Source organism: Rickettsia endosymbiont of Ceutorhynchus obstrictus, assembly GCF_964026565.1.
Classification (GTDB): Bacteria; Pseudomonadota; Alphaproteobacteria; order Rickettsiales; family Rickettsiaceae; genus Rickettsia.
The window spans coordinates 1786230-1810185 of sequence record NZ_OZ032162.1 but is presented as its reverse complement, the minus strand read 5'-3'; the positions used below and the strand labels follow the sequence as shown (position 1 = coordinate 1810185).

Genomic DNA, 23956 nt, shown 5'->3' with positions numbered 1-23956 from the left:
AAGCAACTTTTACTTATTAACTAACTGTTAGGATATCAATAATTATTAGATGCTTATAATAGTTTATTTAGATTTCTAATTAATGCATAAATTTAATATTTAGTTTAATTATCAATTAATCAAGGAGTAGTATATGTTTCCAGAAAGTTTTACGTTAGGCACTATAGGAAAATGCCATAATAACACAATTATAATAGGAGAAAACAACAATGACGCTTCAGGTGTTATCGTGGGTAGCATAGGAGATTTAGACGGTGATGGTAAATCCGAACTGCTTATTGGTGCATACACCTACCCTAGCGGAACTCAGCAAGGAGCAACATATGTAGTATCGGGAAACAATATTAACTTGAGTACAGGAGGTAGTATTTCTCTTACTCCAGCTGCTGGTATTGTTAGGTTTGTAGGGGAAAACAACAATGACCAATCAAGCGTTTCCGTGAATAGTATAGGAGATTTAGACGGTGATGGTAAATCCGAACTGCTTATTGGTGCATACTTCTATCCTAGCTTAAATGCCCAAGGAGCAACGTATATAGTATCGGGAAGCACTATTAATTTGGCTGCAGGCGGTAATATTCCGTTAGCTAATTATGCGATTGCAGGTAGCGGTATTGTTAGGTTTGTAGGGGAAAACAATAATGACGTTTCAGGCCGCTCTGTAAATAGCATAGGAGATTTAGACGGTGACGGTAAATCCGAACTGCTTATTGGAGCAGAAGGCTATCCTAGCGGAAGTGCTCAAGGAGCAACGTATATAGTATCAGGAAGCACTATCAACCTTGCTGCAGGAGGCAGCTTTTCCCTTACTCCAGCTGCTGGTATTGTCAGGTTTGTAGGAGAAAACAATAGCGACGGATCAGGTGTTTCCGTGAGTAGCATAGGAGACTTAAACGGTGACGGTAAATCCGAACTGCTTATCGGTGCATACGGATATCCTAGCTCGAATTTACAAGGAGCAACATATGTAGTATCAGGAGCTAGTATCAACCTTGCTGCAGGAGGCAGCTTTTCTCTTACTCCAGCTGCTGGTATTGTCAGGTTTGTAGGAGAAAACAATAGTGACAGATCAGGGGTTTCCGTGAGTAGCATAGGAGACTTAAACGGTGACGGTAAATCCGAACTGCTTATTGGGGCAGAAAGCTATCTTAGCGGGACTCGGCAAGGAGCAACATATGTAGTATCGGGAAACAGTATTAACTTGGCATTAGGTGGCAGCTTCTCTCTTACTCCAGCTGCCGGTATTATCAGGTTTGTAGGTGAAAATAACAATGACTACTCAAGCTTTTCTATAAGTAGCATAGGAGACTTAAACGGTGATGGTAAATCCGAACTGCTTATTGGTGCATTGGGCTACCCTAGCGGAAATTTCCAAGGAGCAACGTATATAGTATCGGGAAACAGTATTAACTTGGCATTAGGAGGTAGCTTCTCTCTTACTCCGACTGCCGGTAGTATCGGCAGGTTAGTGGGTGAAAACAACAATGACCAATCAGGCATTGCTGTAGGGGCAGTAGGAGATTTAGATGGTGATGGTAAACAGGAACTGCTTGTTGGGGCAATAGGCTATCCTAGCGGAAATTCTCAAGGAGCAACGTATGTAATATCGGGAGCAAATCTATTACCTTGCCCAAGCCCATCACTGTCGTCTAGTCCTTCACCGAGCCCTAGTCCGTCGCCATCGCCATCGCCTAGTGCTTCGCTAAGTCCTAGCCCGTCGTTATCGCCATCGCCTAGTGCTTCGCTAAGTCCTAGCCCGTCGTTATCGCCATCGCCTAGTGATTCGCCAAGTCCTAGTCCGTCGCTATCACCGTCGCCTAGTCCGTCGCTAAGTCCTAGCCCGTCGCCATCACCGTCGCCTAGTGATTCGCTAAGTCCTAGCCCGTCATTATCACCGTCGCCTAGTGATTCGCTAAGTCCTAGTCCGTCGTTATCGCCGTCGCCTAGTGATTCGCTAAGCTCTAGCCCGTCGTTATCGCCGTCACCTAGTGATTCACCAAGCCTTAGTCCGTCACCATCGCCGTCACCGAGTGCTTCGCTAAGTCCTAGTCCGTCACTATCACCGTCGCCTAGTGATTCATCTAGCCCAAGCCTTGTTATTAGCTCAAGTAGCATAGCTTTATCATCGATAAAAGTAATTAAAAGTAAACATAAAACCACTAAAGCTTCAAAAGTCTCTACGGCTCATGAGGATAAATCAAGCACTGAAACAAATACTATTACAAGTACTCCAAAAATAATTACTCCTACTGATGAGGGGGTGGACTTTTTTCAAAACGGTCACGGGCATGACTTACAAAAGATTGATAATCTTAATGTATTACCTGTTGGCAGTACTGGTAAAGTTGGCAGTACCGGCAAAGCTAAAAGTACTACAAAAAAGGCAGCTACTTCTACCGGTAAAAAAATAGACTCTTTTCAGCAAGATCATAATGATAAATCAATAGACATTGCCGGTTATAAGCTACCCGATGTTGATAATAATGCTCATGCTCGTTTAGGTCGTGATACTGATTCAGCTTATGATAGCTCTAATGCAGAGCCTATGTGGCACAGTATACCTGTTATACATGCAGCACAAATTCCACTAATTCAGGTGGGAGTTCATTTGCTTAAACACGGCTATAATGAAATTGTAAACTGGTTTCAGGGAAAAAATAGTGATGAACAAGTTACTACAACTCAAAAACTGATTTCTATCGAGCAAGCAGCAGAGGCTTTGAATGGTTATAATAATGTTTCTCAGAAATTAGAGTATATTATAGAGCAGCTAGAGCCGGTTACTCTTACAAATCAAAACCTGTTAAGCTGGCTTAAAAAATCACTTCTAGAACATAAAGTGCAGGGGCAGCAGTTATTAGATAAACCTGTTATCACGCAAGAACTTTTAGCGAGTTATTTTGAAAATGTTAAAGTTTTAGCTAAGGATTTAAACGAATTTGTCAAACAACAAGGAGAGGGCAACCTAGTTTTATCTTATATTAAAGCGGAACTCGCAGGCACAAATCAAGCACTAGAAAACTTGCCGCAAGTGCAGTTTGGTACTGTTAAAAATATAGAAATGCTAAATGATCTAGCTCCTCAAGTTCAAGCAGATAATATGCAGCCTATATTATATGCTGATGCAGATAACTTACCTACAAACAATATTACAGACTATTTGGTTGATTCTTCTCTATTAATTGGGGAAGTTCCTTTATTACTTGGATAGTTATAGGTAATTAAGGAAATAACAACGAATGATCTACAGCTGATGTTATTGGCGTTGTTGCATGGCTACCGGAATCGTCATTGCGAGGAGACATTTATGCCGACGCGGCAATCCAGGAAAAATACTTTTCTGTCATCCTGAATTTATTTCAGTATCTTTTTAATAGATGCTGAAACAAGTTCAGCATGACAAAAACTAGATTGCCGCAGCCACTTCGTGGCTTCGCAATGACGAGTTTTTTATTAATTTTCGAGCCATGCAACAACGCCGCTAATTGTAAATATTAGCCCAACCGAAATATCCTGCTGGTATTTTCTTTCTGAAATAACCCATACATATCGGGGAATTCGGTTTTGAAAGAGGCAAGGTCGAAGCTGCTGCGGCTGTGGCTTTTCCAAGTAACAAGGCATTTATTGTTAAAGGTTAGTTTGCTATGTAATTGCATGTAATTCATGACGCTCACCTTTAAAATATCTTCTTTTTCCAGCAATTGTTTTTTTAACTCTTCTAATTTATTCAGATCTTCCACTATGGTAACGATCTCCTTAGTAGCTTCGATGGTACTATCTAATGCGTTGCTATACAGATCCCGCGCTTCATTCGTTGTTATCGGTTCGCGGACTTTTGCTGCATGGGACTTAGTAGAGACTTTTGCGGTGTTTAACTCTTGATCCAGAACCTTTAAAGCTTCCGGTAAATTTTCAAGTTTAGTAGTGATTATAACGCTCATCTTAACCTTCGGTAATTTTTATTTAATATTTCTCTTTAATTAATATTTATGTTTAAACATTTCAAGCCGGTTTAATTTTCTTGAAAAAGCCTTTAATTGCATTAGCAATAATGTTTAATAATGGAGTGTTAGAAGCAGAATGAAGGGGTAAGCTATTCGTATTTCTTGCAAAACTTGTTACATTATTCGGCAAATATGCTGGTACTTCCTCTAAAAACACTGCTTTCTCTACTTCTCGGCGTTTAACGAGTCCCCGCAACCTTACACCTTTAGAATCATGCACCCATCTAAGTAGCTGATTAGCAGCTTCGTAGTATTCCTCTCGGTTTAATTTTTGCCGCAACGTCGACGCTTGAAACGCTCCGGATCCACAATTAAAAATAAACGAGATCAAGGCGACTTTTTGCGGTATGCTTAAATAGACACTGCAATATCTATATAGCACCGCTTGTGCCTGTTTTACATCTTCCTCAAGTAATAGCTCGGCTTGCTCTTTGGTGATTTTATTACCTATTTGTGCTTGTTCATGCCGTTTTATCACATGCCCGTAGCCGATTGTTCTTAAACCTGCAGGACAGCGATAAGCGGTTAGGCTCAAGCCCTCAAACTGCTTGATTAGTTCTTTTGCTAGTTTTCTAGTACCCATTAGCATTGCCCTTATTGCTTATTTTTGTTAAAGGCTCGATTGCCGAACCAGAAGCCTATAACCGTACCGAATATGCCGCGATCTTCATCATTCCATATTTCGGCTATAGCCACGTCATCACCTCCTCCGAAAAGGATAATTTTCAAGTAAACATACAGACCAAAAAAGGCGTAAGTAATAAAGGGACGCACTAAAGCAGCAAACGCATCAACCCATTTCACTTTACTAGGGGCGGCATGCAAATATAAATATTTACTTTCTTCCGTATCCGCTTGAATCTTCACCGCTTCGAGCTTAGTGTTTTCGTTGGCTTTCGCTGCTTCTATTTGCAAATTGATTAGTTTTAATTCGTGTTCCTTGTCTTTCTTATCCTTGAAGAAATTAAAAACTTCCGGCACAAAGCTACTAAAGAAACCTACTAAACTGCCGATAATTGCTAACATATTGATTTACCCGTTATTTTTATTATATTTATCATTTATGCTTCATTTATTTTTTGCTGTATTTATACTTTTATTTATTAATTACTGCGCAGAAAGGTTACCGAAACTACTACCGCCTATAATTAATTTTTTGTTATCAATATCGCAGATGATATTACCCGCTACATTATCAATTGTAATTTTATGTTTAATATCGGGTACACTCATCGGCGTCGTAGAAGTAAATACATAGTCCTTATTAGCACCCTCAGTAATCTCAATGCCACTTGGGGAATATAGAGATTTTGTATTAAGCCTCTTGCCTATAAATTTTGAAGGTAACTCGATAGTCCAATCGCCGTTTTTCGGTGCTACTCCTTGATGAAATTCTAGTTCCTTATTAAATTCTAATCTTTTTTTATAATCTCTTTCTTGCTTTAATGCTTCTACTTCCTTCTTCAATTTTTCTAGTTCCTGTAATAACCCTTCAACATTATCTTCGGTAAAACTATCATCAGACCAACTATAATCTTCTACCGACTGAGTAACCACGCTTAGAGCTTGAGTTATATCTTGGTTAGCTTGCGGTACCGGGTTAGTATTTTCCTCAAGATTAATATATAACGTATAAGTCAGGCTTTGAGGTATGAAGGGGATTTTTTTGATGATATTCTTTAAGATATCTTTGCCTTCTCTACTATTAAGCTCCCAAGGTAAGACGATATATTCACCTGCCAAATTTGAGTCGTTATCAATTATAGTAAAAGGCAGTTCAGTGCCGCTTAAAAATGTTAGGGAGTTTTTTGGCACGGTAATTAACTCTTTATGAGTTAGGCTTTTTATCTCAATCTCGGCTCGCTCTACTTGATGCGGAATTAAAGCCTTCTTTAGATTCAGTTTAGCAATATCGGCTATTTGATTTGACGCTGCCGAATAAACAGCCTTCATGATATCTTTTAACTTAATAATTTTCTTTCTTGATTTGAATGTTTTAATAATCTTATGCATCTCAAAACCTCTATAATATCAGCATTTAGAGCTGTTATTATAACATGGAAAAAATGTATTTGCATCAGATTAATCACATTTAGATCGCATTATTTGCTCATTTTTTCAATCGCAAATAGAGCGGGTAGTAGGTAAAATAAGTTTCGTCCGGGGATGTTTCTTTTTAGAGTTCTAGTTAACAATTCTTGGGCTTTAGGATCGCCGCTTTTTGCCATCACAGATAATTTGCCGAAATCTATTAAATCGCCGCCGAACGGTCCGGCTAACTCTTGAAGTAAATTATGGTTATAACGATTATATTCCCCAAAGAGAAAATCCCCATATATGCCAAGCCCGCCGCCTTTAAGTACAGAAGCAGTAAATGCTCCTTCATCGTTTGGAGCGAGTAATTCTTGCCCTCGTAGTAACCTTCCGGCATTAATCGATAAATAGCCAAGTCCGGTAGTACCCATTAATAACTGCGAAAGTATTTTTAAAGTAGTAGGGTTTTCTAAAGATTTACCTAAATCTTGCCAAGTACCCTTATCAAATAAGCCGTAGCCTCGTTGCTCATGAATCGGGATTTGATCGATAGTTGCAGCTTTAAGTGATCTTGCCGCATAAGTATAAGCAAAGGTTTTAAACTGCATCAGACATTTAACGACCGCCGCTATCGGTGTACCTTGCTGTATGCCGAGATTGCCGAGTTGCACGGCGTTCCTTTCCGCAGTATGAGGGGTAGGAATTGCCGTATCTACTCGATCAATTAAGTATCTACGAAGGTTATTGGTTATATTCTGCTTAAATCTTGTCCTATTAAGTTCGTTTATTCCCTTGCCCTCAAGTATTAAATGGGCGTTAATGAGCTTATCGGGTAATGAATTTAATAAATTAACATCGGGGATTAAATATTTTTTACCTTCGACAGTTTGGATAAGCTCTTTATATAAATGCCAATTATTTTCGTTAATATTATATCGCTCTAATAAAGTTTGTAGTCCTGTATATAAAGCTCTAAATGGTTTTTCTACTGACAACTCCATAGCCAAATTATGAGATAGTACGTTAGCAACAGCCCCCTTCCAAGCATTGTCCCACCATTCCATACAATTTAACTTAAAAAAAGCGTTCATTAATTTTGTTATACTGCCCGCTACTTCTCCCTCGCCGCTTAGTCTTGAATAAATACCGCCGAATAGTGAGTCGACCCCTACACCGAGTAGCATACCAAATTCCTTCTTTTGTTTAGGGTTAAAACTAGAGCTAAACACTTGAATAATATTACGATAGGACTCAAGGAAGGGGATGCCGTTATTTTGTAATTCAGCAACAAAAGTAGCAGCATCGGCAAAAGAGCTGATTACCGTACTGCCGAGATTACTGATACATTTCCAAGCACGGTAAGCTCCGAGTATCCTATCTACTCGCGGCACTTCAGAACGCACCCCTAACATTAAAGCTAGTTGATTATCAAATTTGCTATTACCCTTTAACCCTTCTAAATCCTTAAATATGGCGGTATTTTTAGTGGAAGCTGCTTGCAACTTGCCGGCATTTTTAGTGGCGGCTGCTTGTAATTCGCCGGTAGCAGTTTCTCTTAAAGTATTTAACATTTCTTGTGGATTTGATCCCATAGTTTCTAAAATGCCGATGCTTTTACTAAGTTTGCTTAAGTTACTAACAATAGATTCAGCTATAAATGATTTTGTAGGTATTAGGGGATTTAAAACTTTGTCAACAACATTAGGAGGAGAGTAATTACCGAACTCATATAAATATTTTAGTTCTGCTTCGGCAGTTTTAAAATGTAGCTTTCGACATGCCGATACCTTGTTGGCTACATTACCGATGCCGCCGCTTTTATTTGCTGTTTTATTGCTTTTAAACGATAATTCCGCTTTCCACTGCTCATTTTTAAAATGTAGCTTTCTGTCTTCCGGAGTCATATCGGCTATATTATCCTTGGTACTATTTTTATTCTTGCCTTTATCTCGTTTAAAAGTGAACACTAAATATTCGTCTACATCGTTTAAATGCGTTTCAGTTGCTAGATTATTATATATTTTCCTAAAATCTACTTTACCGGTCTTTTCACGGTCAAGTAACGGCTCTATAAACTTTAACCACTTCTCAAAGCCTGCTTCCAGTAGCTTTTTTGCATCATGAGTTCGCCTGGTAATATAGCCCTCGTACGGGATAATATAAGCTCCCGCCAAATTGGCACGATTAATTGCTTTCATTTGCCATTTATAAATAATAGATGCAATATCTTTAGCTCTATAACTACGGGTATCTTTTTTGTTTGGATGGGTTATATTCCACAACTCCTGCACTATATCAGCCTCATATTTTTTGTTGCTGAAATCGGCAGTTAAGCCGGCTTGTTCTAAATCTCGCAGCAATCCGTATAAAAACTCCCGCTCTACTGCTACTTGCCTTAAACACACTTGTCGCAAATACTCTAGAGTGCCTCTGGTCTTGTTGACAAACCTACGAATAAAACTCTCTCCTTCAGCTTGCTTAATTAATTTTAAAGCATTATCTCTTTTTCTTAAAAAACTTTTTTCTTTAAAGTCACTTACAAACATGTCGATCTCTTTATTTCGCTCCAATAGTGCTAATTTTCTGTTCCCGGTATAATCCTTATGAAGAGTTTTTAATTTCCCGACTAACTCCTTATCAACTATCGAAAGAGTATTTAAAAGAGCTGCTAGTGATTTTTCATTTCCTCGTTTTTTTATTCTGTTAATTACTTCACCGACGAGCTTTTCAATTTGTTCCTCGGTAATTAGCTCTTCCTTATAGCTAGCTTTATGCTCTTCAGGTAAATTTGCTACTTCATCTTTAAGCGAAGCTACTTGCTCTGCTAAGCTAGCTATTTCAGTATTTGTAGCATTGTCTATAGTTGTTTCTTCTTCTGCTCCTCTTTTTTTTCTTGTTTTTCTTGCTGTTCTTTCTCCTTCTACTGATCCATCTCCTTCATAAATAGACACTGCCTCGTGTGGATTATCTAGATTTATATGTTTTCCCTCGTTTATTTGGTTACGTGCTATATATAAATTTTCAGGTGATAAATCATAAGCTCGCAGCTCATACTGCTCTTTTCTTAGATTAACTTTTATCCGGTTGTTTAATTTCTTTTCTTCAGTTAAATATTTCTGAAATTCAGGCCGGTTAATATATTGCTCCTTCAATGTTTTCAACTTTGCCTTTTCCTGTTGTAAACTCTTCTTTAAATGTTTCGGCAACTTCTCTGTCTTATTGCCGGTATAAAACTGTTCATGTAACGATTGCTCTAGAGTAGCAAGTTTCTTATATTGATTAAAATACTGCGGAAATTGTTTTTCGGCTTTGCCTATTAATTTTAATTTTGCCGCCTGTAATTTTGCAAGAATAGGAACGGGTGAAAGAGTAGTAGAATCATTTAAAGCAGAATTATTTGAATCAAGGTTATAAGATTCAGTATTGTGGGGTTCGGTAGCTAATTGTTGTGGATCGCTTTCTGCAAGTACTGCTAAAGTATTTTCTTTAAATTGACTATCTACTATGGGATGATCGGTTTTAACTTCCGGAGCTAAAGTTTCGCTCGTGACAAAATAACGGTTTTTTAAATATTTAGCCGAATAGCCTAGACCATGTAATGCCCCGCCGAATAAACCGCTTTGCAGAATATTAACGACACTATCCTTTAAGCCGTATTCTCTTTGCTCGCGATTTCGCTCATAATGTGTAATAGGTTCAAGAAATACTTGTCCTGCCGCTCCGCCTACAACACCTTTAGCGAGTGTTGTTTTTAACGCTCCGTATTTTAAGGCTGCTGCCGCCCATCTAGCTTGCCCGCCGATCGGCACAAAAGACGCCGCTATATTTATCGGCGATAAATTGCTTGCCACTATTTCTACGCCAAACTTGCCGATTGCTTCAACGAGTCCCCCTTTGCCTCTTGAGATGATATATTCGTTTATTTCTCGCTGCTTGTCTTTCTCTAAAATACTTTTTATTTCATCTTCAGTAAAATTAGGATCGTATTTTAATCTTGTATCTTTATATTTTGCTTCAAATTCTTCTTGGGTAATTTTTTTCTCATAAGAGTAATCGTCTGAAACTAATATCCTCATACTTCGTAGCTGAAGACCGGTAAAATATTCTATATTTTCCGGATTAAATACACTGCTTAAGCTCGGGCTATCATCGTAAGCCTGATGTGCTGCGGCTCGCCAGACGTCCATTTTGCTACTGCCGGCAATATCAATTATGCTTTTATGCTCCGGTAAATCAGGAATATAAACTTGCAGGTACTTACCAAACATGGCTATTTCCTTTAATTTTCATAAGGGGTATTGGAGATGGCGTTTAAAAAATTTTGCTTTTGTCTCTCTAAGCTAGCCGGATTATTTAAATCAACTAAATCAAATTTTAATATTTTATTTGGTGCTGCCATTACCGGTAAATAGCTGCCGTCTTTCGTTAAATAAGTATAATAGACACTCTTTTTGTCAGGGGTCATTTTCCATCTACCTTGCCGCAATACTTCTGCTCTTATACGGCTAGCTGCCTCTTCACCTATAGCATCCTCCCCGGATATTCCAAAGCAAGTAGGGTAATCATATGGCACAGTGCCGTTAATAATTCCTCTTTGCAGTTCAACAAGATTTGCTTCAATATAATCTTCATCCAAATTATGGATCATATTACCGGCTATTATTTGCCTTGGGATCTGTAATTGTTTGTTTTCGATATTCATATATACTTTATCAATAAGTTTTTCTCGTGCTTTCTTTACCGCATCTTCCGCTGATAAACTTTGCTGTGAATGATAATAAGCCGCTAAGTATTTAATGCCGTGTTTCATTTGTTCTATTTCCGAACCGCTTTGGATATTTTGCCATTTTAAATTATTAGACCATTTTTCTACATTCTCATCATTCTCGATGATTTTGGTAAACTCTTTCTCTTCAGTTTTGCTAAATAAATTATTTGCTCCTATCATCTCCATAAACGCCTCGGCAGTATCACGGTTAAATAACTTATTCTCGGCATAGTGATGTATTAACAATGCTAACTTATCATTTTTATTAGTAGCTAAAAGTTCATCCATAACCTCAAGCCCATACCGGTTGCCGTTATCATCACGAAGGCCAATAATACTATTTACCGTATTTTTTATTTCGTTAATATCACCACTATTTAATTTTCTTAAAAACGCATTACTCTCGGCATTTATTAAATATTTCTGTGCATAAGAAGGTATACCTTTCTGCTCTTGTAATTGCTTGCGGAGTATATAACGCTGTTCCATAGATAAATTTTGCGGTATCTCATCTTTAAATAATTGCTCGACAAAAGCAGCTGGGTCAGTACCGGCTAGTCTCATCTGCTCGTGGTGGTATTTTACTAACGTATGATGCATTCTCTCTTTACTGTCGTAATCAAGATCACCGGCTTTAGGAGCAATAGCCGCTAAAATATTATCCCCTTCGCTTAAAGGAGCTGTCTTTAAATGCTGCGTTATAAGAAATGCTTGTTTATAAACTGCTTCATCCTGCTTTAGCTTATAAAGATTCGGATCATCACTACTGAAAGCTACCCGCAAAAGGTTATCTATGGCTTTAATACCTTGGCCGGTTTCAAGAATGCTAGCTAAATGAGGCTTCCATGATGATTTTACCTCCTGTTGCAACATTAATTGTTTATGATGAATTAGGTTATTTGCTTGATTCTCTAGCTTTATTCTTTGCTCAAATGATAGATGCTGTTGCCATAACGGCTGGGCTTCAGGTGGCAGAGCGTGTCCACGTATTATAGCTTCCGGTGAATGTGCTACTACTCCCATTGCTGCCGCTCCCGCTAGTTCTTCTTTGGCTTGGTGTAATAACTGCTCTTTCTCTTGCGGTAGTAAGGATAATGAATTTACGGCAATGGAGCAGTCCTGTAAGTGACTCTCGTAAAGCTGTGGATTATCGTAAGTAGCACTTTTTGATTTCTCTATTGCTTCAATAGCCATATTATGACGTTTGCCGTCAATTAACCTTACTTCGGTATTGCTAAACTTATCTGCCAAATTTACTCGATAATCACCGATTTTGCTTTGTAGGATTTTCTTAGTAATTGGATTTTTAACATTCGCTAGATACCCCGCCGCTCTTTGATCGTATTTATCAAGAGTATATTTCAAAAACGGCTTGTTATTTTCTAAAAAATCCGGATGTAGCTCATCAAATTGTGTCAGAGCAGTTAAACTGCCTGTCTTCTCATCATTAGCGATTTCAAGATTGCTTTGTGATTGATGTAAATGTTTGGTAGTATCATTAATAAAATCCGACCAAATATCCGGAATTTGAACAGCAGCGTCTTTCTCAAGCTTACGGACTAAATAGCCCCTAGCTTCCTCGTTAAGTTGACTTGTAACACCCGCTATTGCTTGCCATTTCATTGATCTACTCTCCGGTTCTAGCAATACTCGCCAAATCCCTAACACCGCCAATAAGTGTACCCAAATTTTGCCAAGGTGCAGCTGATTTTATGCCGCTTATATTGCGGTTTATTAACTCTTTGTTTAAATCTGACATTGCTGAATTGATATTTGATCTTGGCCTGCCACTATAATATTCGGCTTCGACAGACCGAGCTTTCATTTCGTCCATATAAGCCTGATGACGCAATAATAAACCTGCCGAATCCGTGCTAGTAATACCGATACCGCTTTTGAGGATATTATACCCTAGCTGCTGCCGATTCGATAATTGGTTTTGCCGAAGCATATCAACGTGATAATTACAGATCTCGCTATATTCTGCTTTACGCTCCTGTGATTGCCTTGAGTCAAATCTTTCTTGTTCTCTCAATACTCTTAACGCATGTCTTTGGCTGTATAAAGCATTTGCTGCTTGCTCCTTATTAGCCCTTAATTGTGCATAGCTATTAAGTAAAGACGCTCCCGTGGCAAACACCCCTGCACCGCCGCCAAAAAATTCCAGAAAATTAAACATAAAAATTAACCTTATGCATACCTGTCATTGCGAGGAGGTACGTAAGTACCGACGCGGCAATCCAGTTAAATAACTTCCTCATATAAATCTCTCCATTCTGAATTCAGTTGCTCAATAAATTCCATTTTCCTTTTTCTTGAACCTGCTTTAATTTGTTTTTCTCTTGTTATGGCTGATTCCATAGAGTCATGTAACTCATAAAATACTAGAATTTTACAATTATACTTTTTAGAAAATCCCTCTAAAAGTCCGTTTTTATGCTCATATATGCGTTTTATAAGATTAGAAGTTACACCAGTATAGAGAGTACCATTTCTTTTGTTTGCAATAATATATACTACTGGTTGTTTCATAATATTTTCTAGATTGCCACGTCGACATAAATGTCTCCTCGCAATGACGATTAGTTATTTTTCATAACCCCTTATAATTAGCTAATATTTTTGCCTTAGCATATATTTTTAGAATGCTGGCAGGATAAGGTTTATTGACGACAAAAGTAAAATCTACATCGGTTTGAATTCCGGAATTTAAAACAAAATTTACCCACCCAGATTTATAAGGCGTTGCAAGGACATTTGTAACTTCCTTGGTAGCTAAGTATTTCTTTTCATTGACGAATCTGATTAAATTGTCGGTATCTAAGTAGCTACTGTTAATATGCTGCTTATTAATCTCGCCGTTAGGTAGTTTTTCCTCAATATAGCCGCCTTTAGTGTTAAATAGCTTCAAGCCGATCTCAACGCTGCCTTTAGGCGCATGCTCAACTTCATCAGGGAAAATAAACGGAAATGTCTGTAACACCGAAGAATAGTTAAATCCTAATGACAAAAACCTAACAGGATATTTTAGTTTAATTAGTTCATTATCTAAAATCTTTATGCCGTGCAGTTCTTCATCGCCGATAATAGCAACTAGGTTATTTTGATAGATCTGTAAAATACCCGAAAGCTGAACTTGCTGAAAAGACGGCAGGCAATGCTTGGCTATTACTCCTATTTCATGTTGTCCTAAGCGTGGGAACATCTTTTTAAATAACGGCATATATTTTTTGGATAGTAATAAATACTTCTCAAGCTTGATGCTATTTTCATCTTCTAAGATATTTTTAAGTAAAGCAGCATTGTTATTTGGCATAATCAGCCCGCAATATTCAATGATACTTCGCTGAAAATTACTTAAATTTTCCTTTAGCTCTTGCATGAAAGTATATACTTCATCGCTTATTTTTTCCTCTTCATCATCTCCGCTTTGGGCATTTTCTGACCCGTCACTTCTTTCACTGCCATAAATTGGTTCAACAAATTCATAACTTTCAACTATTTCATTGATAATTTCGCTTAATTGATCATTAAGTAAAAACTCTTTATTTTTTTCATTTAAGTTTTTCTCTAGCATTATTGACTGCAATAACTTATATATCTCTTCCCGTCTTTTATCAGATACTATTTCCTCAAATTTTCTATTGCCGTATCCTTGTTCAAGCTTGGTAAGGAGCTGTTTAACTATTGCGGTAATTTTTTCCTTTAACTGCTCTTCGTTGGTATTTTGATCAATATCTGTCAAATGCTCCGTTATAAACTTCTTAATATCACTACCAAATAAATACTCCGTTAATGTCGGATGAGTGATATTTAACAACTCACTATAAAAACCGATCGTTTTTTGTTTAAAGAATTTTTTTATATTAACCGATAACTCCTGCTTATTATCATGATCCCGATTTGCATAATATAGCAGTAATTTTTTATTTAATTTTGCAACGCTTCTACGTAGTTCGTTTAATTCGTGTTCCTGCTCAAACTGTAGATTAATAACAGTTTTTGCGGCTTTAATTATTTCTTTCGCAAGTCGTAAAGTAGCTTTTATAGAATCAAGATTTAATTGTTTGATTTTTAGACAGATGGCAGGATAAAATGCAAATGCACTATTCGGTAGATATTCGATTAATTCGTTATTACTCAAACTTGTTGGAACTTGCCAATTTTGTTGTATTATATTATTTATAGTTTGGATTATATCACCGACAAGTTTTTCCCCTTCATAAAGTAATTGCTCGGCTTCAGCTAAACTTGCAGGCTCACCGCTAAAAACATTTTCTAAATTGGCATAGATTTTTGAGAAAATACGATAAAAGGCAAAAGAAACGCCAAGCAGCTCCATAATTGCCGGCATTTGCTCTTTGTAGTATTTCGTTAGAAAAGTTTTTATTGCTTCACTCTCAACGCCGTAATCTCTCACTAATTTATTGCCGTATTTAAAATTATTATCGATATCGATATTATCAATATTTAGCTTTAAAATATTTGCTGCTTGAGATTGGACTATAGTTTCCAGCTTAGTAATGCCGCCTCTAAATTCTACACTACTATCATCCTTTAAAGCTTGCATGATAGTATGATCTATTAATTGCTCGCCGGGTCTACTAATATTAATATGACAGTCTGCATATATAGGCTTATGCATCTCATTATTTTTAGCAGTAAAATATTTAGGGTGTAGTGCTTCTAGATATTCTTTTGTGCCAACACCTATATCGTCATTTCTTCGTACGTGAAAATATAATTTATCTTCATTATCGCCATAAATTGGTGCAACACTTAGTACGAGAGCATTGTTACCGCCGAGTAATTGGGGTGTCCAGCCCATAATTTTTAAATCTTGCGAATAGGTAAAACTAGCAAATGAGCCGTTTTTAAGTACTGCGAAAATCATTGAAAACGGGCTGTTAATTCCTATTATTTGCCTGATACCGCTACTAAATATATGCTCGGCATAAGCGGTAATATCGGATAGTTGAAAGCCGCCTTTTTCCTGTGAGTAATAGAGACTGTTAATTTTACAATTACTGCCTTCGACAAAAAATATAGTCTTGCCTACCACTATCGGTTTTATAGGTGAGACGGGTATGTCTAGCTCCTTGTTGATTTTGATAAACTCGCCTTTAGCTCGATCCCCTTCTTTTACTAAATATATGCCGTCTGTTGTCCCCAGCAATAACTCCGAAGAAAAAGGAATTGACCATAAGACGTTATCAAAGGTCGCAGAGGAAAAAGTAGCAGAGAAGGCTGTTAACGGATTACGGGCTTCTAGCAAAGTTTTATACGCCATACGAAAATCGCTAAAGTCGCCCTTATAGCTTGCCCAAATTGAGTGAATATTTTTATTAACGCCAAAGCACCATAAGCGATTCTCAAATGTTACTAGGTGAGTGGCATATATTTGTGCTTGCTGTTGTTCATAGATATTAGCGGCACTTTGGCTATGCAGCTTTTTTAGTTCATCGTTTATTTTATCAATTTCAGCATTATATATTACTTCGTTAAACGGTTTTTGTATTGCTTGGTTATTTTGCTTATAATAATTCACATGACATTTAAGCGGTTCGATTATAAACATCTTATCTTTATCAGGGAAATTTATAGCTCTATCTATGCTACTGTTATAACCCGCTTCCTGCGTTGCTTGATTTGAATTTTGAATATGAGTATAAAACTTTTCAACAATTGCTGGATCGACTGAGAATTTAAATATTGGTCTATTGATACCAAAACTTATATAGGCTATTCCTTGAAAGCAGCAATAGGAAAAATCCTTAATTCGGAAGGTAAAATCTACGCCGTTATCTTTAAGTATTTTAGTTGTTAAAAACAGTTCACCGCCGACAAAAAACGAGCAGATCGTTTTATCTCGATGAGCCTCAAAAATCAGCAAATAAGATAACTTCCTTGAGAACATTATACTTATTATTTTCCGTGGTACATTATCCTTAAATAAATGTACAAACTGCGTACCGTGCCGGCGCATAATACCGCCTGAAGGTAACAGCATGAAGTTAATTAATTTCTTCACGCCGTTTTGATATAGTCCAAGCTCCGTGCGTCCTTCAATAGTCGGCGTTAGTTCCCCACCCGAAAAATTATTTTTTTGTGAATAGATGAATTGCTCAGGCATAAAAGTTATTTATCAGTTACGCAAATAAGAATATTGATAGTTTGAAATTATCCATGAAATACGGTTTTATATTTCACCGGAATTGATTAAATTGTAACCGATAGAGTGGATACGTCTTGCTTCCTCAAGCCTGATTAAATATTGTCTTTTTAAGCCGTCGGCAAATAAACTATCTGAATACATCGCAAAAGCTACTTGCGAGGCAAGTCCTAAACTACAAAGCAATTTGAAGCTTTGCGGTATCTGACGCCAAGCCGTTTTATCATTATCAAGTAAAAGCTCTATGCTCTGCTGCGAGTAATAAAAAATCGAAGTCAATTTGCCGCCTTTAAAATATACTCTTCCACTCTCAATATAAAACTCTAAGTTAGAAGGAACTATCACTGCTACTTTTACACAGTCATTTATCCCCGGTATCGGCTTAAAGCTACTTTCTTCCCCTTCGATGTTATCAATACGTTTTAATGCAAATCCCCATTTAACCGACAAGACATTTTCCTCAATAGAAGCTTCTACAAACTCTTCACAAAGATTCTCGGCTTTATTAGCAGCATTGCCGCCGGAAATATTACCCTGAATATTACTATTTGAACCTAACAATACTAATGCTTTGCGGATTATTTCTTCTTTCATAATTTACGGCTTTTTATTTCAATAGTAACGGCTCTAATGCATCAACTACAATATTTGCCGTATTATCGACATTACGACATTGCGCTCCAATCATCTGCCGTGGGACGATACTTGCATGCACTGCACCGTTAAAATGCGCATCATCTGCTGCTGCCTGCCAATGTTCTCCCGTATGTCCTGCAACATCAGCCGGCTCTAAGCATTTAATGCAAACTATTTGCCCCTCTTCGGTACGAGTAGCCCCAAAGCTTTCGGAATAGTATAAACTCGGTGCATAGTGATATTGCACTAACCTATCTATTTGCCGCTCAACTGAACCGGTAACACTACCGAATCTTATAGAACTTTCCGTAAAGGCGTAACAATCTCTTATGGAGTTGGTCGTACCTCTTATGCCTCCTAGCATCTCGGTAATGATAAAATTAAAGCCGACAAATGAGTTTATTTCCCCGCTTACTAAGGCTTTAACGCTGTTATAATCGTAGCTTGTTACTTGGCTATCTCGGAGTAAATTGCCGATTTGATGAGAGGAGCAAACTAAATAATATTTTTCATCTGCACCGAAACTGTGTTTTTTAAGTAATTGTTGAGTTTTAAGTAGTTTCTCGACTGTTAATCCGCCGGTTCGCATTGCTTCCTTGGCGTTTGCTCCTTGCTGCCCGTTATGAACGCCTGCTAAGCTATTTGCATGCAGTGCAAGCGTCGCATCAACAAGTTTTACTCCTACCGGAATAACGTTATTTGCTACGTCAAAGTAGATGAGATTTTGCCCCGTTCTACCGCCGTTAACAGGCGAGGCAAAGCTATTGATAATAATTTGATCTTGTTTCCTACCTATTGCCCAGCCTGCAAGTTTTGGGAATTTAGACGTCGGATCGCTAAGCAAATTAAGCTTATCGTTTCTATCCATGGCAGCCGTCCAATAATAGGCTTGCGCCGTTGCTTGGCGTCTAGTAATTCTTGGAGTTTTAAATTCGGTTAGTTTTTCAAGTTTATTCTCATTACCGTCACCGGGTTCATGATAGCCTGCTGCCGTTCTATGCCTCGGCAAAGCTTCGTGGGTGTGCATCGTCTCAAAATATATTACTTCCGTCTCTTGAGTTTCATTTGTAACGAACTTACGGAGTTTTGAGCCTTCTTGTTGAATAACGAGTCCGATATTGCGAGCGAATTGCTCTTTTAGACCATCGGTAATTTGTTCCATGTCTGTAACCTCTTAAAATTGTTAAACCTAAATAATTAAATATCCGGATATTAAAATATCTTGATATTAATACGTTGATAATTATTTGTGGCTTCTTTTTAAAAGGTTACCGCTATGTTAGCGACCTTACGAGAAGTTATCACTCGTGATTTATCACTTCTTATTGTAAGCAATATCGTATAATTGCTCCATCTGATTCACTGCTTCAGTGTGACCGGTATGATTTTTATCTTTAAATTTTACCATAAAACCCTCATCGGATTCAAGTCTTTTAATCTCTTTTAATGCCGATTCCGCTCCTGTAATTATAGGCTTCTCTGCTCCTGTTATAAGTGAATCGGATTTTAACGTTTCGCCGACTTTAACTAACAGATCTACCAGGGCAGGAGAGTAGCTTGATTCTTCTATTAATCCCGCCAATTCTTTCGTGCCGAATTTAGACAAAGCCGCCTGCATCACCTGCATTTTACTATCAAACCCGCCCTGGTAATGTTTCTTTAACCACTCAACATTTGAATTGCGTAATCCTTCTAGCTCTTCCTGCTGTTTTTTCTGAATATCTACAGAATAATTATATAGACTATTAAGTAGCTTCTCTCCTTGTCTTTTACTTAAGCCGCTTTGGTAAAACATCTCTTCGTATTTACTCAGATACTCTTCATCTTCCGTAGTTCTTTTATCAGTATATTTTTTATCTTCAGGCAAACCTAAACGAGCATAAAACTTATTCCATTCTTCATCAGCTGCATCATTCTTTGGAATAGCAACACGACTATTTAAGCCCTTCTCGGCTTCCAAATAGCTGCTTGCCAAAGAAGAAACATCTTTAAACTTACTCAACGATTCTGCTTTTTGCAGATCTTCCGGCAAAGTGGAAAGCCATGAGGTAACACCCTCCGCCTCAAAATCGTTTTGTATAGTATCTTGGTTTTCACTCATCTCTTTCCTCTTTTAGCTTCTCTATTTCTTCTATTGGTATATCTGTAAGTTCAGATATTTTTTCAACCGAATTACCTTTTTGTAACATAATTTTTATTAAATCAGTTTTCCCTTTTTCTTCAGCAGAAACAATATAATCACGCTCCTTTAAGGTTTTGTTCATATAGTCTCGATAAGCTTTTAATTCTTTAGGAGTCATCTTAAGTATGCTAAGCTTCTCGGCTATTTTCTTCATGTAAGGTGATTTAAAATCTTCTCTTACTTCTGAATGTTTTGCCATATATAGCCATTCATCCATTTCATCTTTTACAACATCATCAAATAAAGGTACAGATATTACAAAATACTCCGGAAACAAATTATAATTGTCAAATATTCTGCCGCCCATGTCGGCTAAGTGCAAGTGCATAGGATGTTTGTGGTCAACCTCTCTAAAAACAGTTTTTCCGTGATATAACGGTACTTTCATATTGGCAAACGGAAAATATAATAAATTAATATGGAATACTTTTTTGATAGTAGAGTAGTCCTCGCTTTTAGAAATACTATCGACGATTAAACGGCTGCTGTTAAAACAAGCTTTTTTTAGGAAAAGATCAGTATGTGAGCGATCTATTTCCACTATATATTTATGCCCTTGCTCGTCTTCAACTACGACGTCTGCTACACTAGACTTTAATGTTTCTTTTTCCTTATTACTTTCACTTTCAAGTACTGCTGTTATTTTTACTGCACTATATCCTGCATCTTTAAGAATAATCGAAATAAACCCCTCGACTATGTCATAATCGCCTTTATTTCTTAATAAATTTTTAATAGCGTAATCAAAACTGACTATATTACTCATAAATTTTCTTCCATATTATTAATGTTATTTTCCAACTGCGAACAGATATATAAAAACAAAGCCCTCTGTCCTTCTAAATAAGCGGTGTGCCTATCATTATCGGCTATAAAGTTACTGCGATACATGCCGCTCATATTCGCTAGATCTTCTAAGATCATTTTACCATCATTTGAGGTAAAAATTCTACTATAAATTTTAATTAAATCATTTGCCTTTTTTATAGTAAGATTAATATCGGTTTCATCTAGTTCGTTTGCTTTACCTGCTTCAATTAAAATTTTCATTTCCCGCTCCCATTTGCTGCATTTGTTGTTGCATTTGCGCTGCTTTTCTCTGCTGTCTGATTTGCATTACTTCTTTGTCGGGTCTAAGGATCGATTGCGGTATCCCTCTATGTTCGGCAAGTAGTTTAAAACATAAATCCCAGTTGATATTGTCGTAAATCTCCGGGCAGAAATTACTAATACCGCTACGTTGGAAGAATCCTATTACTTGCTCAATACTATTAACCGCCGATGATTTTTGCGCCCTAGTTAAAGGTGAGACATAACTAACTTCAATGTCGGGTAGAGCATTTATTCCTTCTAATATCGGTAATTTGTTATATTTGGCTAATATCCCGTAAATAGCTCTAATTAGCGGATTTAAAAACTCCGTTTCAATTCTGCCGACCATCGGCGACATCATCCGCATTTGCTCCTCATTCCTTATTTGCACCTCCGTAGCCGTCATTTCTTTATTTTCTTTCTGCATGCGAAATATATCAATATAAGAAGCCTTAAATATCGCATCTCGGCATTTATCTTGTTGCAGCTCCGTACACATAGGATTTTCCACTCTATTTAGCGGGCTTATCTTGTCAAGCGTGCCGTTGCGAAAAAAATTACTCGCTCCCGGCGTATCACGAAGCGGCAAGTGATAGCCGTCCTTCGGTATTAACCAAGAAGGTTGCTCCTGTTTTTGTACAACTTGTATGCCGGTTTTTCTAAAGGAATTTAACAGCTTAATATCCGGTAAAACGTGATGAGCAGGCGCATAGCCGTATACTTCACCTTCCTCCTTAATCCACCTGGTGACGAAAAACGGAAAGTAGGAATAACCGGACTCGGAGATAATTTTTTGCTCAGCTAAATAAATATATTCCGAGCTATAGCCGTGCTGATTGGTTTTACGATTAGTTTTGCTCTTTTCATTGGCAGGAGCTACGATATGTAATATCTCTATTTGTTCATCGGGGTCTTTTAGTAGCTTCTCTTTAAACGGCGCAAAGTCAGACCATTTGTTTGCCGCCGTCTTGACGTTCACCGTAAAAAGTCGATACATCGAATTAACAAAGCCGTATTTATCTTCTTCAAAATAACATTCTTTTAGACTAATATTGCGAAAAAACAGCCCTGACCGCAAATCCGGCTCTTCTTCGACATAAAATATACTAGTGCCAAATGCAGCAAGATTTAAAAAAAACTCGTGTATTTGATTATAAAAATTCGATCCCGGATTATTAAAAATATTTAAGATAGTGTTTTCTATCGTCTCCAACCATAATTTAACTTCCGGTAGCTCGTTTAATGGTTGTTCATCCTCGCTACCTTCTTGCTCTAACAAATTAATATTAAACCATTTAATAGCTCGATTAACCATTAAACTTTGCAAGCCTGAAGCTAATTGCTCCCTTGACCAAATAGAGGTTGAATCAAATATTTCCTTATTGCCGGTGGTTTGCGGACAGACATATTTTTTTAATTCGTCCCACACGGCGTTCCATTTCTCTCGTTTGGTCTTTAGCGTCTCAAAATATTCTATTTTATTACTTAATTCATCACGCATAACTATTTACTCTTTGGGAATAGGGATAATTTGTATTTGCTCTTAAATAAGGTGTTCCTAAACTTCTCGATACTTTTTTAAGTTTCTTCAAAAAATTCATATCATATAATACTTCCGAGCTGTATTTTTTGCCGTCTGCCGAAGTCATTTGCGGTAAACCTAAACTTAGAGTTTCAAGATCTCCGAGTTAGGTAATTTTACCTAACGACTCCCCAAGCTGCGGTAAATCTTGCAGCTTCGGTATTGTCGGCATATTAAAATGCGATAGCGATTGTTTTAAGCCGCCAAGCTCCGGAATTGCGGTTTTGTTACCGAATAAATCCTGCTGCCGTGAGAAAGGCGTATTACCGTATCCTCTTGCTCCTCTCTCAAACGTTACTCTCTCAAGCCCTCCAAGACTTTTGCCTTTATTCATCATATTCATATAATGACCGATACCGAGCAAAGGCGCGGCATATTGTAAGCCCGTTCCGAGTGACCCAAGCATAGAAGCACCGAAAGACCCGGATGTAGCGGCTGCACCTGCCGTAGCTCCGGCACCGGTTGCTGCTGCTCCGGTCGCACTACCCGCGGCAGCGGCAGGAGCAAGATACATACCTGCACCGAATGTTAAAGCTGCAAGTGCTGCTCCTTGCGTCAAACCCGTTAGTCTGCTAGCTTTTTTAAGTTTATTTGCCCGAAAACCTACCGCATTTCCCAAATTATCTAAATGTGCTTGGGCGCTATTGCTGTAATTATCTAGCTGACTATTTAGGTTTTCAGTCTGTGATTTATGGCTGTTATATTCATTTTCTAATCTTTGTTGTTCATTCTGATAATTTCGGATAACATTCTCTAGTGTACTGCGAGCATTATTAAAATTGCCGGTATCTTGTAATAGCCTATTTTGTTGCGAGCTATAGGAGGACAATCTATTTTCTAAATTAGCTTTTTCACTCTCAAGCCCCGTATGTTCTTTGGTTATAGCATCCATCTGCTGACGTATGTTATTCTCTGCTTGCTCTCGCTGCTTCTTTAAATTATCCACGCTAGCGTGATATTTATTTATCTCGCCGCCGGCTTCTTCTTCGGTTAAACCTCTAAGCCTATCCTTTTGCTGTAAAACCGACTCGAACATTGATTGGAAATTACCCGGCAGCTTCTGCATTTCGCTTATTTTACCGGCAAGCGATGGGGCTTTACTTTTAAAAGCTTCAAAGGCTGCCTGCAATTCGTTTGCTTCCGATCCTAAACTTGCCTTTTGCTGCTCTAGATTTTGTAAGCCTCGTTGATATTGCTCCGCCTGCCGGTGTAAATGCCCGCTACTTTGTCCATGCTGATATTTTTGTTGTTCGATACTTTGCAATCTCTGTGCCGATTCGTATAATTGGTTGCTTAAATTATCAATAGCAGTTTGTGCTTCCGAGGCATAGCTGTTATATTCATTTAAGGCATTGTTATAATGGAATTTTTGCCTCTCGGTTTCTCTACCGGTTAAGTACTTGCCGCCCGGTACGTATTTACTTATCGCTCCGGTAATTGCCTTAAACGGCTTTTTAAATATTCCTCCCATTTTTTAAATCTCTTT

At 37.8% G+C, this 23956-nt stretch carries 18 protein-coding genes; 1 reads left to right on the top strand and 17 read right to left on the bottom strand.

All coding sequences use genetic code 11. From position 1 onward, the window contains the following. Positions 1–133 precede the first annotated feature (133 nt). Complete coding sequence (locus AAGD64_RS10360; protein ID WP_341793371.1) at positions 134–3211, top strand: integrin alpha; 3078 nt, start codon at positions 134–136, stop codon at positions 3209–3211. A 283-nt stretch (positions 3212–3494) separates the two neighbouring features. Here AAGD64_RS10360 and AAGD64_RS10355 read toward each other — a convergent pair whose 3' ends face one another. The 17 genes from AAGD64_RS10355 to AAGD64_RS10275 all read right to left on the bottom strand — a co-directional run bounded on the left by AAGD64_RS10355 (position 3495) and on the right by AAGD64_RS10275 (position 23941). After that, complete coding sequence (locus AAGD64_RS10355) at positions 3495–3941, bottom strand: hypothetical protein (protein ID WP_341793370.1); 447 nt, start codon at positions 3939–3941, stop codon at positions 3495–3497. Positions 3942–4002: 61 nt separating this feature from the next. Beyond that, complete coding sequence (locus AAGD64_RS10350) at positions 4003–4587, bottom strand: lysozyme (protein ID WP_341793369.1); 585 nt, start codon at positions 4585–4587, stop codon at positions 4003–4005. 11 nt (positions 4588–4598) lie between these two features. Further along, positions 4599–5030, bottom strand: coding sequence for a hypothetical protein (locus AAGD64_RS10345; RefSeq protein ID WP_253308254.1), 432 nt, complete (start codon positions 5028–5030; stop codon positions 4599–4601). A gap of 81 nt (positions 5031–5111) precedes the next feature. After that, positions 5112–6017 (bottom strand): hypothetical protein, encoded by a 906-nt coding sequence (locus AAGD64_RS10340; RefSeq protein WP_341793368.1) that lies wholly within the window; start codon positions 6015–6017, stop codon positions 5112–5114. 89 nt (positions 6018–6106) lie between these two features. Continuing rightward, positions 6107–10306 (bottom strand): hypothetical protein, encoded by a 4200-nt coding sequence (locus AAGD64_RS10335; RefSeq protein WP_341793367.1) that lies wholly within the window; start codon positions 10304–10306, stop codon positions 6107–6109. 11 nt (positions 10307–10317) lie between these two features. Continuing rightward, on the bottom strand, positions 10318–12429 hold the full coding sequence (locus AAGD64_RS10330) for a hypothetical protein (protein ID WP_341793366.1): 2112 nt from the start codon (positions 12427–12429) through the stop codon (positions 10318–10320). A 4-nt stretch (positions 12430–12433) separates the two neighbouring features. After that, on the bottom strand, positions 12434–12985 hold the full coding sequence (locus AAGD64_RS10325) for a hypothetical protein (RefSeq protein ID WP_341793365.1): 552 nt from the start codon (positions 12983–12985) through the stop codon (positions 12434–12436). Between the two features lie 65 nt (positions 12986–13050). Continuing rightward, positions 13051–13338 carry a GIY-YIG nuclease family protein gene (locus tag AAGD64_RS10320; RefSeq protein ID WP_341793364.1) on the bottom strand — a complete coding sequence of 96 codons (288 nt, stop codon included), beginning with the start codon at positions 13336–13338 and terminating at the stop codon, positions 13051–13053. Between the two features lie 61 nt (positions 13339–13399). Continuing rightward, on the bottom strand, positions 13400–16939 hold the full coding sequence (locus AAGD64_RS10315; RefSeq protein ID WP_341793363.1) for a hypothetical protein: 3540 nt from the start codon (positions 16937–16939) through the stop codon (positions 13400–13402). Positions 16940–17005: 66 nt separating this feature from the next. Further along, positions 17006–17572 (bottom strand): hypothetical protein, encoded by a 567-nt coding sequence (locus AAGD64_RS10310; RefSeq protein ID WP_341793362.1) that lies wholly within the window; start codon positions 17570–17572, stop codon positions 17006–17008. 13 nt (positions 17573–17585) lie between these two features. Next, positions 17586–18776, bottom strand: coding sequence for a phage capsid protein (locus AAGD64_RS10305; RefSeq protein ID WP_341793361.1), 1191 nt, complete (start codon positions 18774–18776; stop codon positions 17586–17588). Between the two features lie 153 nt (positions 18777–18929). After that, positions 18930–19715 carry a hypothetical protein gene (locus AAGD64_RS10300; protein WP_341793360.1) on the bottom strand — a complete coding sequence of 262 codons (786 nt, stop codon included), beginning with the start codon at positions 19713–19715 and terminating at the stop codon, positions 18930–18932. Continuing rightward, complete coding sequence (locus AAGD64_RS10295; RefSeq protein ID WP_341793359.1) at positions 19708–20562, bottom strand: PD-(D/E)XK nuclease family transposase; 855 nt, start codon at positions 20560–20562, stop codon at positions 19708–19710. The genes AAGD64_RS10300 and AAGD64_RS10295 overlap by 8 nt, the downstream gene beginning before the upstream one ends. Next, complete coding sequence (locus AAGD64_RS10290) at positions 20559–20846, bottom strand: hypothetical protein (RefSeq protein WP_341793358.1); 288 nt, start codon at positions 20844–20846, stop codon at positions 20559–20561. Before AAGD64_RS10290 ends, AAGD64_RS10295 begins: the two co-directional genes overlap by 4 nt. Continuing rightward, a complete protein-coding gene (locus AAGD64_RS10285; protein ID WP_341793357.1) occupies positions 20830–22389 on the bottom strand; it encodes a portal protein in 1560 nt (519 codons plus the stop codon). The genes AAGD64_RS10290 and AAGD64_RS10285 overlap by 17 nt, the downstream gene beginning before the upstream one ends. Beyond that, positions 22382–22537 (bottom strand): hypothetical protein, encoded by a 156-nt coding sequence (locus AAGD64_RS10280; protein WP_341793356.1) that lies wholly within the window; start codon positions 22535–22537, stop codon positions 22382–22384. The genes AAGD64_RS10285 and AAGD64_RS10280 overlap by 8 nt, the downstream gene beginning before the upstream one ends. Positions 22538–22576: 39 nt before the next feature. Next, the gene (locus tag AAGD64_RS10275; RefSeq protein WP_341793355.1) at positions 22577–23941 is read right to left on the bottom strand and encodes a hypothetical protein; all 1365 of its coding nucleotides are present in this window, start codon (positions 23939–23941) and stop codon (positions 22577–22579) included. Positions 23942–23956 lie beyond the last annotated feature (15 nt).